The following is a 15,923-nucleotide window of genomic DNA, read 5'->3' as shown; positions in this document are numbered from 1 at the left end:
TCGTCAGCCCAAGATTCTGCGGCATAGGTTCGTCGGCACTCGGCACGAGGTTCGTCGACATTTTGGGTCTAGCGCCCAACCTTGCACTGCCGTCATAATCATGGCAATGCGCTGACCTTCATGGTGTGCGCAATGATCGCGCCAACCCGAAGGGCCGATGTGAACCACATTCAATGTAGAACGTGTGCACCCCAAACATCTTGTGCTGTGGCGCTTGGTGCCGATAGTCCATCCCGTGGCAACAGTGCAAACCATGATGACCGTCCGCACCATGACAACCGGCCTGGTGCCCGCAATGGGTAAGGCGTGGGAAGAGGTGCTGGCCACGCTCACCGGCCTGGTCGTTCTTCTGGTCTTCGGCGGAGTCTTCATGGGGGCCAGAAGCCCCCGGATCATTTCTGCGCTGCAATTCGACGACATGCAGGCGTTCATCGTCATGGTTGCGGCGGCCACAGTATTCGTCGGCGCATCCGTCACAACCATCGCCACGGTGGTCGGCACAGCGACGAGGCGAAGGCGCTAGCCATCGCCACCGGCGCTGTCAGGTTCGAAAAAGCGGCAGGAAGCTCAGTGCCTCCTGCCGCTTGACATCGACTGTCATCGCCTTGTTACGGGGCGACGTGCTTTCCAGTCGGTGCAGAATCGTCTTCGTCGGTCTCTTCGATGGCGTCATCGTCGGAGTCGGCGTCGTCTTGGTCGTAGTCGCGCGGCTTCACGTACGGGTCGGCGTCGCCGGCGTACTGTGCGGCCTCTGCGAGCTGGCCGACCTCTGTGTCGCGCTCACGCGCTTCACGGAGGAGCTCTTCGATGAGCTTGGCGTTCTCCGGAATGGCGTCTGCAATGAACTCGATCGACGGAGTGAGTCGTGCGGTGATGTTCTTGCCCACCTCGCTGCGCATCATGCCGGTTGCAGCCTTGAGGGCTGCGGCACTGTCTGCGCGCTCTTCGTCGGTGCCGTACACCGTGTAGAAGACCGACGCGTGCTGCAGGTCGCCCGTCACCTTGACATCCGTGATGGTCACGAAGCCGAGGCGGGGATCGCGGAGGCCGCGCTCGAGCCGCTTGGCGATGATGACCTTGATGCGGTCGGCCATTTTACTGGCGCGTGCCTGGTCTACCATGTGTTCGCTCCTTCTGTTGGCGGCCGTGAGCCGCCGTTCTTAAGCTTTTCAAGCCTTTCAGCTCTTAAGCTTTTCAGCTCTTGAGCTTTTCAGCTTTTCATCCCTCCCGCCGTCTAATGACGGGAGACAATCTGCGGTTGATGTCGCAGCTCGATCCCCTGAAAAGGGAATCGGGGTAGGGGTCCCCGCTCTCTTCCCTTTTCAGGGGATCGAGCGGAGACCCACTACCCACACACCGGAGTCATTAGACCCGCGGCTTCTCCTTCATTTCGATCGTCTCGATCTCGTCGCCGATCTGGATGTCGTTGAACTTGCCAAGGCCGATACCAGCCTCGAAGTCCGTACGAACCTCGGTGACGTCGTCCTTGAAACGACGCAGCGATTCGATGGCCAGGTTGTCTCCGACGACGATGCCGTCGCGGATGACACGAGCCTTCGCGTTGCGGGTAATCGTTCCAGAGCGCACGATGACACCGGCGATGTTTCCGAACTTGGAGGAACGGAATACCTCGCGGATTTCGGCGACACCACTCTGGACCTCTTCGTACTCCGGCTTGAGCATGCCCTTGAGGGAGTTCTCAATGTCCTCGAGTGCCGAGTAGATGACCGAGTAGAAGCGCACGTCGACACCTTCACGGGCAGCGCGTTCGCGAGCCTTCGTGTCGGGGCGAACGTTGAATCCGATGATGATGGCGTTGTCGACGGTGGCGAGGTTGACGTCGCTCTCCGTGACAGCACCGACACCGCGGTGGATGATGCGCAGCTGCACTGAGTCGTCGACCTCGATCTTGAGGAGCGACTCTTCCAGTGCTTCAACAGCACCGGAAACGTCACCCTTGATGATGAGGTTGAGCGATTCGACCTTGCCCTCTTCGAGTGCACGGGTGAAGTCTTCGAGGCTGATGCGCTTGCGGGCCTTGGCCAGCAGTGCGTTGCGCTCGGCAGCTTCACGCTTCTCAGCGATCTGGCGGGCGGTGCGGTCTTCTTCGATAACGAGGAAGGTGTCACCGGCGCGAGGAACGCTGGAGAGTCCCTGAACCTGAACCGGACGAGACGGCGTGGCTTCGAGGACGGTTGCACCGTTCTCGTCTGCCATCGCACGAACGCGACCATAAGCCGTGCCCGCGACGATTGCGTCTCCGACGCGCAGCGTTCCCGACTGGATGAGCACGGTTGCAACAGCACCGCGACCCTTGTCGAGCTTGGCTTCGATCGCGACACCACGTGCATCCTTGTTCGGGTTTGCACGCATGTCGAGGCCAGCGTCAGCGGTGAGCAACACAGCGTCGAGGAGTTCCTGGATGCCGATGTTGTTGCGAGCCGACACGTCAACGAACATGACGTCTCCACCGTATTCTTCGGCGACGAGGCCGAATTCGGTGAGCTGCTGGCGAACCTTCTGCGGGTTGGCGTCTGCCTTGTCGATCTTGTTCACTGCAACCACGATCGGCACGTTGGCGGCCTGTGCGTGGTTGAGCGCTTCAATCGTCTGCGGCATGATGCCGTCGTCTGCTGCGACCACGAGGATCGCAATGTCGGTCACCTGCGCACCACGAGCACGCATGGCGGTGAACGCCTCGTGACCAGGGGTGTCAATGAAGGTGATCGGACGTTCGACGCCCTCGTGCTCAGCAACGACCTGGTACGCACCGATGTGCTGCGTGATGCCGCCGGCTTCGCCTTCGACAACCTTCGAGTTGCGGATGGCGTCGAGCAGGCGAGTCTTACCGTGGTCGACGTGACCCATGACGGTCACGACGGGCGGACGAGGCTCAAGCTGTTCGTCAGTCTCTTCAGCCAGTTCTTCATCGAGGTCGATGTCGAAGGTGAGGAGCAGTTCGCGGTCTTCGTCTTCCGGCGAGACCATCTGGATCTTGTAGCCCAGCTCTTCACCGAGCACGCCGAATGTCGCCTCATCGAGGGACTCTGTCGCCGTTGCCATCTCACCGAGGTGGAACAGCACGGTAACGAGGTTTCCGGGGCTGGCGTCAATCTTGTCGGCGAAGTCCGTGATGGATGCTCCGCGACGCAGACGAACAACGGTGCCGCCATCGCCACGGGGTACGCTCACGCCACCCAGCGACGGAGCTTCGCGAAGCTCGAATTCAGCCCTCTTCGTACGCTTCGACTTGCGAGCCTTGCTCTTGCCGCCACCGCGACCGAATGCACCAGCGGTTCCACCACCGGGTCCACGACCACGGCCACCGCCGCCGCCGCCACCGGCCGGACGCGGAGCGCCGAAACCGGGGGTTGCGCCGGGGGTTGCACCCGGACGGGAGAAGCCTGGACGCGCTGCGCCACCTGCTCCAGGAGCGCCACCGGGGCGCTGGAAGCCACCCGGACGCTGGCCGAAGCCGGTCGGGCGCTGGCCCTGGCCTGGTCCACCCGGACGCGGTGCGCCCGGACGGGGTGCTGCTGGGCGTGGGATGTTGCTCGGGGTCGGCGTCGGACGCTGACCCATGCCCTGTGCACTGGCGAACGGGTTGTTACCCGGACGAGCAGCTGGACGCTGGCCCATGCCCTGGTTGCTGGCGAACGGGTTGTTACCCGGACGAGCAGACGGGGGCTTCGGGATGCTGCCGCCAGGCTTTGCAGCCGGCGTCGCAGACTTGCCTGCAGGTGCGGCCGGAGCCGCGCCTTCGGGCGCCTCGGTAGCCGCAGCCTTGTCGGCAGCGGCGGCCTTCTCTGCAGCAGCAGCCTTCTCCTCAGCCTGTGCCTGGCGCTCTGCGACAGTCAGCGGGGCTGCGGGAGTGGGAACCTCAACCGCGGGAGCAGCATCGGCAGGTGCCGGTGCTTCTTCAACGGGTGTTGGTGCCGGCTTGGCCGACGGACGAGCGCCTGGCTTGACGCCGGTGCTCGGCTTCTTGGGGCCTGGCGTTGCCGCCGGGGCCGCAGGAGTCGCTGCATCAGCGGCAGGAGCCGCTGTGCCCGTTACTCCGTCGGCCTCGAGCGCGGCACGAAGGCGCCGGGCAACGGGAGGCTCAACACTGGAGGACGGTCCCTTGACGAACTCGCCCATCTCTTTCAATTTTGCAAGGGCTACCTTGCTGTCAACTCCGAGGTCGCTTGCGATCTCGTGGACGCGTGGTTTTGCAGCCACAATTCTCCTGTTCCGGGCCTGCACCCGGAAAGGGGCAGACCGTTAGTAACGGACGGGTCTCATTTCGAGCCGCTCATTAGTTATCCATTAGCCAATTCAGCCTGTTCTCTAGGTGTCTCGCGTCCAGGGATCTGGTCACGCGAAGGGCACGCCCGAAAGCGCGTCGCCTTACGGCCTCCTGAAAGCACGACATCGTCGGATGCAGCCACGCACCACGCCCAGGGAGTGTGGCGGTTTCATCCACCACAAGCTCTGATTCCCGGGCAACGACCCTCAATAGCGAGGAGCGAGGTGCGCGCAGACGGCATCCAATGCACGTTCTAACGGCTTCCATCGTACCCCCTATTCGGCATCCTCCAGAATGCTGTCAGGTTGGATGTCAATTTTGGCACCGGTCAGCTTGGCCGCGAGGCGGGCATTCTGGCCTTCCTTGCCGATGGCGAGCGACAGCTGGTAGTCGGGCACGAGTGCCCTGACCGCCTTGATCGACTCGTCGATGACATAGGCGCTCGTCACCTTGGCCGGCGACAATGCGCTGGCCACGAAGGTCGCGAGATCGGCGGAGAAATCGACGATGTCGATCTTCTCGTTGTTCAGTTCAGTGGTGACCGCGCGAACACGCTGTCCCAGCTCACCGATGCATGCGCCCTTGGCATTGACGCCAGGCTCTGTGGCGCGCACAGCGATCTTGGTGCGGTGCCCGGCTTCCCTGGCAAGGGACACGATCTCGACAACGCCGTTGGCAATCTCCGGCACCTCGAGCGCAAAAAGCTTGCGCACGAGCGACGGGTGTGTGCGCGACACGGTGATCTGCGGACCCTTCAGTCCCCTGCTCACACTTGTCACGTATACGCGGATGCGCTGGCCGTGCTCGTAGCTCTCGCCAGGAACCTGCTCTTCGGGGGGCAGGATCGCTTCGACGGTGCCGAGGTCGACGTGAATCATGCGAGGGTTCGGGCCCTGCTGGATCACGCCGGCGATGATGTCGCCTTCGCGGCTCTTGAATTCGCCGAGTACTGCGTCGTCAGCCAGATCGCGCAAGCGCTGGTTGATGACCTGCTTTGCGGCGAATGCCGCAATGCGACCAAAGTCGCTGGGGTCGTCGACGGCTTCGCCGATGACGTTTCCCTCTTCGTCGTGCTCTGGAACGTAAATCGATACGTGTCCGGTCTTGCGGTCGAGTTCGACGCGCGCACCCGGTTCTTCGCTCACTGCCTGCTTCATGTGCTCACCCGGGTGGATGTGCTTGAGGTATGCGGTCAGGATGGCTTGTTCAATGATCTGCGCGAGCTCCTCAAATGGGATCTCTTTCTCGCGCTCCATAAGCCGCAACATACTGAGGTCGATGTCCATGGCCGGCCTCCTCTATTCAAATTGTGCCGCCGCGAAACTGCGCGGGGGGCTTCTCTCTACGGTACCGGATTCTTGAGGGGGTCGTCACCCACAGGCGGCTGTCTGCGGCACTCTCGGGCGATTCTCTGGCGGTTCGTGTGGCGTATTGCGCCTGACTGCCCGACGCCATAAAGTGATATCACTTTACTTACACGACGAGCGGAGCACGATGAGCATCTTGAGCGACACCCCCACGGTCGAGACGGTCCCGGTGGGCCACGACGGCGTGCGCGTCGAGATCGAGGAACGCCGCGCCGCGTCGGTGCCGGGCGGCGTGGGACTTCTCGCCGCGCTCGCCTCGCTCGCCATCGGGATTGGGCTCCTTGTCATCGGCAACGAGTCGGGCTTGCTGGTCGTACTGGCCCTCATCTTCCTGGCCGCGTTCGTGGTGCTGTTGTCATCCCTGATCATTGTGCAACCGGGGCAGACCAAGGTTGTGCAATTCTTCGGGCGCTATATCGGAACAGTGCGCCAGCCCGGAATGTCGATGGTGGTGCCGTTCTCGAACCGCCACAGCGTTAGTGTGCGGGTACGCAACTTCGAGACGAATCTCCTGAAGGTCAACGACGCCGACGGCAGCCCCGTCGAAATCGCCGCGATCGTTGTCTGGCAGGTTGCCGACACATCGAAGGCTACTTATGCAGTCGACAACTACGTAGATTTCGTGTCGGTCCAGGCCGAGTCAGCGTTGCGCCACACGGCGACGACGCACCCGTACGACGGAACAGAAAGCGGCGGCACCTCGCTCCGCGGCTCAACCGATCAGGTTGCCAAAGAACTGGCATTCGAGGTCGCAGAACGCATCTCACTCGCCGGTGTCGAAATCGTCGAAGTGCGCATCAGCCACCTCGCCTACGCGCCAGAAGTGGCACAGGCAATGCTCCGCCGCCAACAGGCCAATGCCGTCGTCGCCGCGCGTACCCGCATCGTGGAGGGCGCCGTCGGCATGGTCGAACTGGCGCTGAACAAGTTGAGTGAAAACAACATCGTCGAGTTGGACGACGAGCGAAAGGCCGCGATGGTCAGCAACCTTATGGTCGTGCTCTGCAGCGACCAGCCCGCCTCCCCCATCGTGAACACCGGGACGTTGTACTAGCTGTGACCCGAGAGCGTAAGCAACTCCTGCTGCGCATCGACCCGGCACTCCACGACGCGCTGGCCCGGTGGGCGGCTGATGACCTGCACAGCGTCAACGCGCAGATTGAGATGATCCTGCGTCAAGCGCTCGTGAGGGCGGGCCGCGCACCGTCGAACCTCAGCCCACCTAATCCGCGGGGGCGTCCGCGGAAGGATCAGCCCGACCCGTAAGTGGGGCTGCCCACATCGCGGGACGGACCCCAACAGGCCCAGGCGGTGCGTAGAGGCGCGCTGGTCGGGCTACCCTAAGGACGTGAAGGACAAATCGGTGCGCAGATCCGCGAAGGCGGCGAAAGCAGCGACGAAAGCCGTAGCCAGGCGCGCCGAACAGCGAACACCGATGAGAGTCCTGACGCGTGCCGGGATCGCAACCATCGGCCTCCTGCACATCATGATCGGCTCAATCTCTCTCGGCATAGCGACGGGTGCAACGAGCGGTGAGGCAGACCAGTCGGGTGCGCTCAGGCAGATTTCGGCCATCCCTGGTGGCGTGGTGCTGCTCTGGGCCGTCATGGTCGGCATGCTGGCGCTCTGCGCCTGGGAGATCCTCACTGCACTGCTGGCTACCAAGCAGTCCGCGCTCCGCCGCTGGGGTTTCCGCGTCGTTGAGCTCGGCAAGGGCGTCGGCTATCTGGTCATCGCCGCAACAGCGTTCACGTTCGCCAGGGGCGAGTCGACGAGCACTGCGGAGATCATCAGGAAGACGAGCACCCGACTGCTTGACCTCCCCGGCGGCGGCGTCATCATCGTCATCGTCGGCCTGATCGTGATCGCCACCGGAGTTTCTTTCGCGGTCAGCGGCGTCACCGCTCGTTTCAGTTCCGCCATTCGGGTGCCAGATGGCGTGGGCGGCATTGCGACGATGGCGCTCGGAATCCTCGGATACACGACAAAGGGCCTCGCCCTCTGCCTCGTCGGTGTCGTCTTCGTGCTGGCCCCATTCACCACCGACCGGGATCGCGTCAGCGGAATGGACGGCGCATTCAAAGCGCTCCTTGAGCTTCCCTTCGGCGACACGACACTGGCCGTCATCGGCGCCGGCTTGATCGCATACGGCATCTTCTTCGTGCTGCGCGCCCGGCTGGTTCGCCTCTAACGTCGCGCAAAAAACCGCAGGTGCGGACGGCATTCTCTCGAATGCCGACCGCGCCTGCGGTTCTGTTGGTGCGAGGTTCTGCTTAGCCGAGGCGTGCGGCGACGTCTGCGATGGCCACCTGTTCGCGCTCGCCCGTCCTGCGATCCCAGAACTCGACGATTCCGTCGGCAGCACCGCGTCCGACGATAACCAGGTTCGGGATGCCGATCAGTTCTGCGTCACCGAACTTCACGCCGGGCGACACCTTGCGGCGGTCGTCGTAGAGCACGTCGCGGCCGGTGGCCTCGATTGCTGCGACAACGTTCTCAGAGGTCTCGAAGACGATCTCGTCACGCCCGGTAGCGATGACCTGCACGTCGAACGGCGACACCGACTCTGGCCAGATCAGGCCCTTCTCGTCGTTGTTCAGCTCGGCGATGATCGCGAGGATGCGGGTCACGCCGATGCCGTACGAACCCATCGTGACGGTGACGAGCTTGCCGTTCTCATCGAGCACCTTGAGGCCGAGCGCCTCTGCGTACTTGCGTCCGAGCTGGAAGACGTGGCCGATCTCCATACCGCGGGCGATCTCCACAGGGCCTGAGCCGTCTGGGGCAGGATCGCCGGCGCGTACCTCTGCAGCTTCGACGGTGCCATCAGCCTGGAAGTCACGACCGGCAACGAGGCCGAAGACGTGCTTGCCGGTCTCGTTGGCTCCGGTGATCCACTCTGTGCCATCGACGACGCGGGGGTCGACCAGGAAACGGATGCCGGTGCTCGACTTCTCGCCCAGCACGGCGCCGGCCGGTGACCACGGGCCGATGTAGCCCTTCACCAGGCCAGGGTTGCCCTCGAGCTTGTCGAGGCGCGCGAAGTCGGCTTCGGTTGCCGCTTCGGCTTCTGCCGGAGCGAAGGCGACCTCGACACGCTTGAGGTCGACGTCGCGGTCACCAGGGATACCGATGATCACGAGTTCGCGGGTGCCATCCGGCTGCACGAGCGCGAGAACGACGTTCTTCAGCGTGTCGGCTGCGGTCCACTCCCTGCCATCTGGGCGCGGGTGGTTCGCGTTGGCGCTGTCGACCAGCGTCTGGATGGTCGGGGTGTCTGGCGTGTCGAAGATCTCCGCTGCCGGCAGGCCGTCCCAGCTGCGTGCGGGAGGGGCCAGCGTCGTGAATGCCTCGACGTTGGCGGCGTATCCGCCGGCCGAACGCACGAAGCTGTCCTCGCCGACGACGGTCGGGTGCAGGAACTCTTCGCTCTTCGAGCCACCCATGGCACCGGCATCCGCTTTGACGATCACGTATTCGAGGCCGAGGCGGGTGAAGATGCGCTCGTAGGCGTCGCGCTGGGCCTGGTAGCTGGCGTCGAGGCCGGCATCTGTGTAGTCGAAGGAGTATGCGTCCTTCATGGTGAACTCGCGGCCACGCAGCAGACCGGCACGGGGTCGTGCTTCGTCGCGGTACTTGTCCTGGATCTGATAGATCGACAGGGGAAGGTCTTTGTAGCTGTTGTACAGGTCCTTCACGAGGAGCGTAAAGACCTCTTCGTGGGTGGGGGCCAGCAGCAGGTCGGAGCCCTTGCGGTCCTGCAGGCGGAACAGACCGTCGCCGTATTCATCCCAGCGGCCGGTGACCTCGTACGGCTCGCGCGGCAAGAGCGCAGGGAAGTGCACTTCGTGCGCGCCGGCGTTGGCCATCTCTTCGCGAACGATCGCCTCGATCTTGCCCTTCACCCGCAGGCCAAGCGGGAGCCAGGCGAAAATACCTGGCGCCTGGCGGCGGATGTAGCCGGCCCGCACGAGCAGGCGGTGGCTGGTCACCTCTGCATCAGAGGGGTCTTCGCGAAGGGTTCGGAGGAAATAGTTGGAGAGGCGTGTAGGCACGCCTTCTACTTTAGCTTCCCCGCTGCGCGGCCCCGGCTGGATGACCGTGATGGACTCACGGCGGGCTCGCAATGAGCCATGGCCCAGACGTGCGCGAGTCCGGTCGGCTGTGTACCGGCCGACCGGACCCGCGGTCATTCAGCGCTTACTCAGCACAGACTCGGTGCTGGCTCAGCACTCGCTCATCGGAGCTGCTTGCTCCCCCAGTAATCGAGGTCGTCAACCGAGATCTGCGGTGACGGAGCAACCCGGCTGCCGTCTTCGAAGAACCCGGTCTTGGTGAGCGCGAGCGTCATCACGGCGTGCGCTGCCGCATCGCCGAGCTCGTTCAATGCCGCGGTGCTCAGGTTCGTGATGTCGTCACAGGCCTGGTGATAGCAGGGGTCAAGTGGCGCTCCCGCTGTTCCACCGAACACTGCGGCTTGCTCCTCGGTCTTCAACTCCTCTGCCCCGCTGAAGAGTCCGCCGGCCGGGATGCCCGCAGCGATGAACGGCCCGTAGTCTGAGCGGCCGTCAAAAGCTGTCGGGGCACTCGCCAGTCCCACCTTGGCGAAGTAGTCGTTGAAGATGGCTTCGATCTGCGCGGATCCGGGAGGGCCTGACAGACCATCGGGATCTGCGGAGCCATCACCGTCGTAGACGAAGCGCACATAGTTGGTCGACCCGAGCATGTCGAAGTTCAGATTCGCGTAGATCTCGGCCAACTGGTCATCGGTGAGGGTGTCGACGTAATGCGTGGATCCAAGCAGGCCGGATTCCTCGGCTCCCCAGAACGCGTACCGCATTTGTTGCTGCGGCTTAATGTTCTGCTTCGCCATCTGGATCGCGGTCTCCAACGTCACGCTGGTACCGCTGCCGTTGTCGTTGATTCCTGCCCCTGCAAGTACGGAGTCAAGGTGAGCACCCACAACGACCACCCTGTCGGGGGTGACCTCTGGAGTGGAGCCGCCGCCGTTGCCGTGGTTGCCCTTCTTGCCCTTGTCTTTGCCCTTACCCTTGTCGTTCTTGTCATTCTTGGCCTTCGGGGCGTCGGCCAGGATGTTCGTGGTGGTGCGTGTCTCTGCGATGACCTCGGCGTGCACGGCCACGGTGACCGGCCCGACCAGTGATGCCTCATACAGCGCAGCGCCATCCGCGTAGCTCAGGCCAACCACCGGGATGGCCACCGGCCCACCGAGCGTCACGCCGGTGAGCAGATCGGTTCGCCCAGGGTTGCCTTCGTTGAAGACCACTGCGGCGTCGTACCCAGCTTCGATCGCGGCGGCGACCTTCTCGGCAAACGTGCATGTTCCGCGCTGGATCAGTGCGACCTGCGGCTCCGTCGCTGATGCGGGCACGTAGTCGGTGACCAGGCATCCTGAGGCCGAACTTGGCACCTCTGTGGCAGGGATCACGACGTTCGTCGTTGGCACGATTGCGCCGACGACATCGCCGCTCCCCGAGTATTCCAGTGTCGCGGTTTCATAGTCGGTCGGAGTAGGTGACACCTGGCTCAGCGTGGCAGGGGTGACCTCCTCGTAGTACGGGAAGTCGAACTTCTGCTCCGTCACCTTGTAGCCGGCGCGGGTCAGCTGGCTCTTCACATATGCCGCTGATGCCTCATAGCCGGGAGTGCCGGAGGCCCTGGTGCCTCCGTTGTTGTTCGCAATCCGCTGCAGCGCTCTTTCATGCTGCAGGATGCCATTCACCGTCACTGCCTTCAGCAGCTTGTCGGTATTGATGTCGTCGACAGCCACCGCCGTCGTCGCCGGGACTATGACGGCCGCGATGACCAGCCCGGTGAGAACAATTGCTCTACCTCGCACGATTTCCTCCGATCGGCCCTGCGGGGGCCGTTTCACCTGAGGAGAGCGCCCCGGCCGGGGCGCTCTTCCACTGGGGAGAGTGCCCCCGACCGGGGACTTTGGTTCTCGCCGTTATCGGATCGTTATCGAAACTGTGAAAACGCTGGGAGCCATGCGGAGGCGGGGTGAAATCGGACTGGCGCGCTAGTTCGAGCCGACAGTGTTAGTTCGAGCCGACAGCGTTAGTTCGAGCCGACGGTGACGACGGGCTGACCGACGCTCGTGTCGCTGGCAGGCATCTCGGCCGCCAGGCGGTTCGCCTCTTCGATCAGCGTCGCAACGATTTCCGCTTCAGGGACGGTCTTGATGACCTGCCCCTTCACGAAGATCTGGCCCTTGCCATTTCCGGATGCCACGCCGAGGTCTGCTTCGCGCGCCTCGCCTGGTCCGTTCACAACGCAGCCCATCACGGCAACGCGCAGCGGTACCGTCATGCCTTCAAGGCCATCCGTCACGTCGTTGGCAAGCTTGTAGACGTCAACCTGGGCACGACCACAGCTCGGGCACGACACGATTTCAAGCTTGCGCTCACGCAGGTTCAGCGACTGCAGGATCTGCAGGCCGACCTTGATCTCCTCCACAGGCGGTGCGGACAGCGAGACGCGGATGGTATCGCCGATGCCTTCTGACAGAAGGATGCCGAACGCCGTTGCGCTCTTGATGGTGCCCTGGAACGACGGTCCGGCCTCTGTAACGCCGAGGTGCAACGGCCAGTCACCGCGCTCGGCGAGCAGGCGGTATGCCTTCACCATGATGATCGGGTCGTTGTGCTTGACCGAGATCTTGAAATCGTGGAAATCGTGCTCTTCGAACAGGCTGGCTTCCCAGACGGCACTCTCGACGAGCGCCTCAGGGGTGGCCTTGCCGTACTTCTGCAGCAGGCTCGGCTCGAGCGAACCGGCGTTGACGCCGATACGAATCGAGACGCCAGCGGCTTTGGCCGCTGCCGCGATCTTGCCAACCTGGTCGTCGAACTTGCGGATATTGCCCGGGTTCACGCGCACGGCAGCACAACCGGCGTCGATCGCCGCGAACACGTAGTTCGGCTGGAAGTGAATGTCGGCGATCACGGGGATCTGGCTCTTCTTCGCGATGATCGGAAGAGCTTCAGCGTCGTCACGGCTTGGCACTGCGACGCGAACGATGTCGCATCCGGATGCGGTCAGCTCGGCGATCTGTTGCAGGGTCGCGTTGATGTTCGGGGTCGGGGTCGTCGTCATCGATTGGACGCTGACTGGCGCGTCACCGCCGACAAGGACCTTACCGACTTTGATCTGACGGGTCTTACGTCTGGGAGCGAGTACCTCAGGTACTTTGGGCATCCCTAAGTTGATTGCAGCCACGGAACCTAGCTTACGCGTGTGCACAGCTGGCATCCTGAACGCGCGCAAAGCGCACGAGCGTCCGGGCTCGTTAGGACACGGGCTCACGCAGATGGATCCAGTTCGTCGGCACCGCTGTAAACACGTGCAACGTGCTCGGCCAATGCGGCTACGAACATGTCCGGATATTCCAGGTGCGGCGAATGGCCGCACTCGGCGAACTCGATTTCTGTCACCTCTCCCCCGGCTGCTCGATAGCCGTCAAGCACGGCGCGCGTCTGGGTGATCATGGGCTGTGCCGGCGCGACATCCGCTCCCGGCCAGCCGGGGATGACGCCCAACTGCCCCAGGGAGTTGAGGTCGAAGACGGAATTGTCGCTCACGATGACGTCGTCTGTGCCATGCACCCACAGGATGGCTGGTTTGTCGTCGAGTCCGACGATCCCACTGGCATCGAAATACTGCGGCGCCATCGTGTTCAGCACGCCGAGCGTTCCTGGAGCGAAGCCGGGCCAGTGCGCCGATGGCACAGAATCGCCCGGGTAATTTGCGGGTCCGGTTGCCGTCGTCAGCATCGATTCAACCCAGATGTCGTCGTACTCAGAGGAGAACGGTGGCTTCACGTACGCGGTCTGATACACGGCCAACGGTGATGTCGCCGAATCCGCTGTCCGGTCACCGGCTTCCAGCCTGGCCACGAACTCGGGGTTCGCGCCGCCCGCCCCTGTTCCGGCGTCGTCGTCGGTCAGCCGAGTGCCGGACGTCCCGGTTGTTCCGCCGAATCCATAGGGAGACACCGGCGCCTGCAGCGTCACAGATTCCACACGACCAGGGTGCTCCAACAGGAACTGCAGGACAACGCCGCCACCCATGCTCCAGCCGACCAGGTGCGCGCGCGCAATCCCGAGCTCGTCGAGCACAGCCAGGACGTCGTCGGAAAAGTCTCCCAGTCCGCGAGTTGCGTCAACGGGCAGGGTCTCGCTCGCGCCGAAGCCGCGCAGGTCGATGGCGAGAGCGCGGATGTCAGCGGGAAGCGTCAGCATGACCTGCTGCCAGAACAAAGCGGATGAGACGTTCCCGTGGATGAATACCAGGGTGGACGCAGGTTCAAGCGGGGAGCTGCTCGCTCGTTCAAGCACCCCGGCGCTCAGCCGGGACGTCGGCACGATGAGCTGGGTGATGCCGTCGAGAATCGTCTTCCTCATGGCGCGTGAACCTTTCTGACTGTGTCGGGTTGGGATAACTGGGCAGTGAGAACGGATGCCACGGCATCCGCTCCCGCCCTTGTCATGATGATGCTGTAATGATTTGTGTCATCAACGGTGTGCATGCCGATACCGGGTAGCTGTGCAGCGAACGCGTCGAAGTCCGCAGCGCTGTACAAGCCGCTGGGTTCATCCATCAATCCCCGCGGCGAGCGCAGGAAATCGACCATGGGTCGCAGGGACCGAAGAGCCTCCGCATATCCGTCAGAGCCGTCGAGCTGCATGACGTCCTCTGCCATGGCGGCAACCCTGGTTGACGGGTGCAGTTCCGGCTCATCGCCGTCCAGATCGTAGTCGCTGTATGCCTCAACTTCGGGCGACCAGATATCAGCGAACGCCGGGTGTGCGCGCCAAAACTGCCTGTATGCCTCACGGCTCACAAATGTTCGGGTCAGACGTTCGGCGGCGGGCCCCAGCATCGCCGTTGGATCGACACCAGCTGGCCTGGGAATCGGCAAGCCACCGTCAACCAGAACGAGTGCCTGGGCCAGGCCCGGATACAGGTCAGCACATCGAACAGCGACGAAAGCACCCATCGAGTGCCCGACAACGCGGACACGCGGCACGTCGATGGCGGCCAGTAACGCCGCAATGTCCCTCGCGTGCTGCCGCAGGCCATACGGGCCTGATAGCCCGTTGCTGCGTCCGCGACCGCGGAGGTCTGGCGCGATGATGCGGGCGCCAGGCAGCGCCTCGGAGAGGAATTGCCAGGCCATGTGGGAGGCGGTGATGCCGTGGATGGCGAGGATCGGCAGCTCATCAGCGCCGAGCCCGCTGAGCCCGCCGGCAATGGCGCCTCCCGGCTCCCAGATTGCGCCGGACAGCATCCCGCCATCGATCGGCACCCTAAACGGTGAGCGAGTGCTCATCTGGCACTCCACCCGCCATCCATCATGTGACTGGCGCCCGTGATCATCCCGGCATCCGGTCCTGCGAGGAAGAGCGCGAGACGTGCCACCTCCTCGGGTTCGACGAGGCGTTTGACCACACTTTCAGTGAGCATCACGGTGGACACGACGTCTGCCTCCGAAATGCCGTGCAGTCGCGCCTGCGCCGGCAGCTGGGCCTCGATCAGGGGCGTACGCACGTACGTCGGATTGATGGAGTTGCTGGTCACCCCGTGAGGCCCACCCTCAAGCGCTGTCACCTTGGAGAGGCCTTCCAGCCCATGCTTGGCCGCGACATAGGCAGATTTGAACGCCGATGCGCGCACACCGTGAACACTGGACACGTTGATGACCCGGCCGAAGCCCTGCCGGTACATGTGCGGAAGCGCCGCGCGAATCAGCAGGAACGGCGCCTCAAGCATCACGGTCAGCATGAAGGAGAATGTGGTTGGGTCGAAGTCCTCGATCGGGCTGACGTGCTGCATCCCGGCGTTGTTCACCAGGATGTCGCAGTCGAGAGTGAGGGATGCCAGCGCCTCCGTATCTGACAGGTCGACCTGCCACGCACGTGCGCCGAGTTCATCGGCCAGGGCGCTCGCTCCGTCGCCGTTCACGTCGGCAATCGTGACCATCGCACCCGCTTCGGCAAACCGTCTCGCAATCGCGGCCCCAATGCCGCTGGCTCCCCCGGTGATGAGTGCGGACCGGCCATTCAGGTCTGTCATGGTGTGCAGCCTTCCCCGCCGAGTGGCGTGTGCCCCTGCGCCAGTGCGGGAACTCAGTGATCACCAGTGATCATCCGTGAGGCAAAACTCCCAGCAGCCAGCGCTACTGTCAAGAGGCAATCAAGCGGCATGACATCATTTCTTCACTGGTGCAGTTGCAGCTGTAAACC

At 63.3% G+C, this 15,923-nt stretch carries 13 protein-coding genes; 3 read left to right on the top strand and 10 right to left on the bottom strand.

Annotation, left to right across the window (positions count from 1 at the left end; genetic code table 11):
- Nucleotides 1–235 precede the first annotated feature (235 nt).
- The gene (locus AC25Y4_RS09500; RefSeq protein ID WP_488120144.1) at nt 236–523 is read left to right on the top strand and encodes a hypothetical protein; all 288 of its coding nucleotides are present in this window, start codon (nt 236–238) and stop codon (nt 521–523) included.
- 85 nt (nt 524–608) lie between these two features.
- Here the strand turns inward: AC25Y4_RS09500 and rbfA are convergent, their stop codons facing one another.
- From rbfA to nusA, 4 genes are all read right to left on the bottom strand, one after another.
- Nucleotides 609–1,121 carry a 30S ribosome-binding factor RbfA gene (gene rbfA, locus AC25Y4_RS09495; RefSeq protein ID WP_488120143.1) on the bottom strand — a complete coding sequence of 171 codons (513 nt, stop codon included), beginning with the start codon at nt 1,119–1,121 and terminating at the stop codon, nt 609–611.
- 244 nt (nt 1,122–1,365) lie between these two features.
- Complete coding sequence (infB, locus tag AC25Y4_RS09490) at nt 1,366–4,221, bottom strand: translation initiation factor IF-2 (protein WP_488120142.1); 2,856 nt, start codon at nt 4,219–4,221, stop codon at nt 1,366–1,368.
- A gap of 76 nt (nt 4,222–4,297) precedes the next feature.
- Entirely contained in the window at nt 4,298–4,555 is a 258-nt protein-coding gene (locus AC25Y4_RS09485) for a YlxR family protein (protein ID WP_488120141.1), read from the bottom strand.
- An 8-nt stretch (nt 4,556–4,563) separates the two neighbouring features.
- Nucleotides 4,564–5,574 carry a transcription termination factor NusA gene (gene nusA / locus AC25Y4_RS09480; RefSeq protein WP_488120140.1) on the bottom strand — a complete coding sequence of 337 codons (1,011 nt, stop codon included), beginning with the start codon at nt 5,572–5,574 and terminating at the stop codon, nt 4,564–4,566.
- A 208-nt stretch (nt 5,575–5,782) separates the two neighbouring features.
- On the opposite strand from nusA, the gene AC25Y4_RS09475 reads away from it, so the two are divergent.
- Nucleotides 5,783–6,709, top strand: coding sequence for an SPFH domain-containing protein (locus AC25Y4_RS09475; protein WP_488120139.1), 927 nt, complete (start codon nt 5,783–5,785; stop codon nt 6,707–6,709).
- 381 nt (nt 6,710–7,090) lie between these two features.
- Nucleotides 7,091–7,846, top strand: a complete 756-nt coding sequence (locus tag AC25Y4_RS09470) for a DUF1206 domain-containing protein (protein WP_488120138.1) — start codon at nt 7,091–7,093, stop codon at nt 7,844–7,846.
- An 82-nt stretch (nt 7,847–7,928) separates the two neighbouring features.
- On the opposite strand, the gene AC25Y4_RS09465 is transcribed toward AC25Y4_RS09470, so the two are convergent.
- The 6 genes from AC25Y4_RS09465 to AC25Y4_RS09440 form a co-directional block, all read right to left on the bottom strand.
- Entirely contained in the window at nt 7,929–9,710 is a 1,782-nt protein-coding gene (locus AC25Y4_RS09465) for a proline--tRNA ligase (protein WP_488120137.1), read from the bottom strand.
- A gap of 182 nt (nt 9,711–9,892) precedes the next feature.
- A complete protein-coding gene (locus AC25Y4_RS09460) occupies nt 9,893–11,515 on the bottom strand; it encodes a M28 family peptidase (protein ID WP_488120136.1) in 1,623 nt (540 codons plus the stop codon).
- Between the two features lie 221 nt (nt 11,516–11,736).
- Nucleotides 11,737–12,897, bottom strand: coding sequence for a flavodoxin-dependent (E)-4-hydroxy-3-methylbut-2-enyl-diphosphate synthase (gene ispG / locus AC25Y4_RS09455; RefSeq protein ID WP_488120135.1), 1,161 nt, complete (start codon nt 12,895–12,897; stop codon nt 11,737–11,739).
- Nucleotides 12,898–12,980: 83 nt separating this feature from the next.
- Nucleotides 12,981–14,081, bottom strand: a complete 1,101-nt coding sequence (locus tag AC25Y4_RS09450) for an alpha/beta fold hydrolase (protein ID WP_488120134.1) — start codon at nt 14,079–14,081, stop codon at nt 12,981–12,983.
- The gene (locus AC25Y4_RS09445) at nt 14,078–15,010 is read right to left on the bottom strand and encodes an alpha/beta fold hydrolase (protein ID WP_488120133.1); all 933 of its coding nucleotides are present in this window, start codon (nt 15,008–15,010) and stop codon (nt 14,078–14,080) included. Before AC25Y4_RS09445 ends, AC25Y4_RS09450 begins: the two co-directional genes overlap by 4 nt.
- Nucleotides 15,007–15,753: a 3-hydroxybutyrate dehydrogenase gene (locus AC25Y4_RS09440; RefSeq protein ID WP_488120132.1), complete on the bottom strand. Its 747-nt coding sequence runs from the start codon at nt 15,751–15,753 to the stop codon at nt 15,007–15,009. Before AC25Y4_RS09440 ends, AC25Y4_RS09445 begins: the two co-directional genes overlap by 4 nt.
- Nucleotides 15,754–15,923 lie beyond the last annotated feature (170 nt).

The organism is Leifsonia sp. Y878, assembly GCF_057669685.1.
The sequence above is the reverse complement of the archived record's forward strand: the minus strand, read 5'-3'. Positions and strand labels throughout refer to the sequence as shown.

Excerpts from the sequence above, each read along its gene's own strand:
- AC25Y4_RS09445 (WP_488120133.1), bottom strand. The coding sequence starts at position 15,010 with ATGAGCACTCGCTCACCGTTTAGGGTGCCGATCGATGGCGGGATGCTG.
- nusA (WP_488120140.1), bottom strand. The coding sequence starts at position 5,574 with ATGGACATCGACCTCAGTATGTTGCGGCTTATGGAGCGCGAGAAAGAG.
- AC25Y4_RS09485 (WP_488120141.1), bottom strand. The coding sequence starts at position 4,555 with ATGGAAGCCGTTAGAACGTGCATTGGATGCCGTCTGCGCGCACCTCGC.
- AC25Y4_RS09470 (WP_488120138.1), top strand. The coding sequence starts at position 7,091 with ATGAGAGTCCTGACGCGTGCCGGGATCGCAACCATCGGCCTCCTGCAC.
- AC25Y4_RS09475 (WP_488120139.1), top strand. The coding sequence starts at position 5,783 with ATGAGCATCTTGAGCGACACCCCCACGGTCGAGACGGTCCCGGTGGGC.
- rbfA (WP_488120143.1), bottom strand. The coding sequence starts at position 1,121 with ATGGTAGACCAGGCACGCGCCAGTAAAATGGCCGACCGCATCAAGGTC.
- AC25Y4_RS09450 (WP_488120134.1), bottom strand. The coding sequence starts at position 14,081 with ATGAGGAAGACGATTCTCGACGGCATCACCCAGCTCATCGTGCCGACG.
- AC25Y4_RS09440 (WP_488120132.1), bottom strand. The coding sequence starts at position 15,753 with ATGACAGACCTGAATGGCCGGTCCGCACTCATCACCGGGGGAGCCAGC.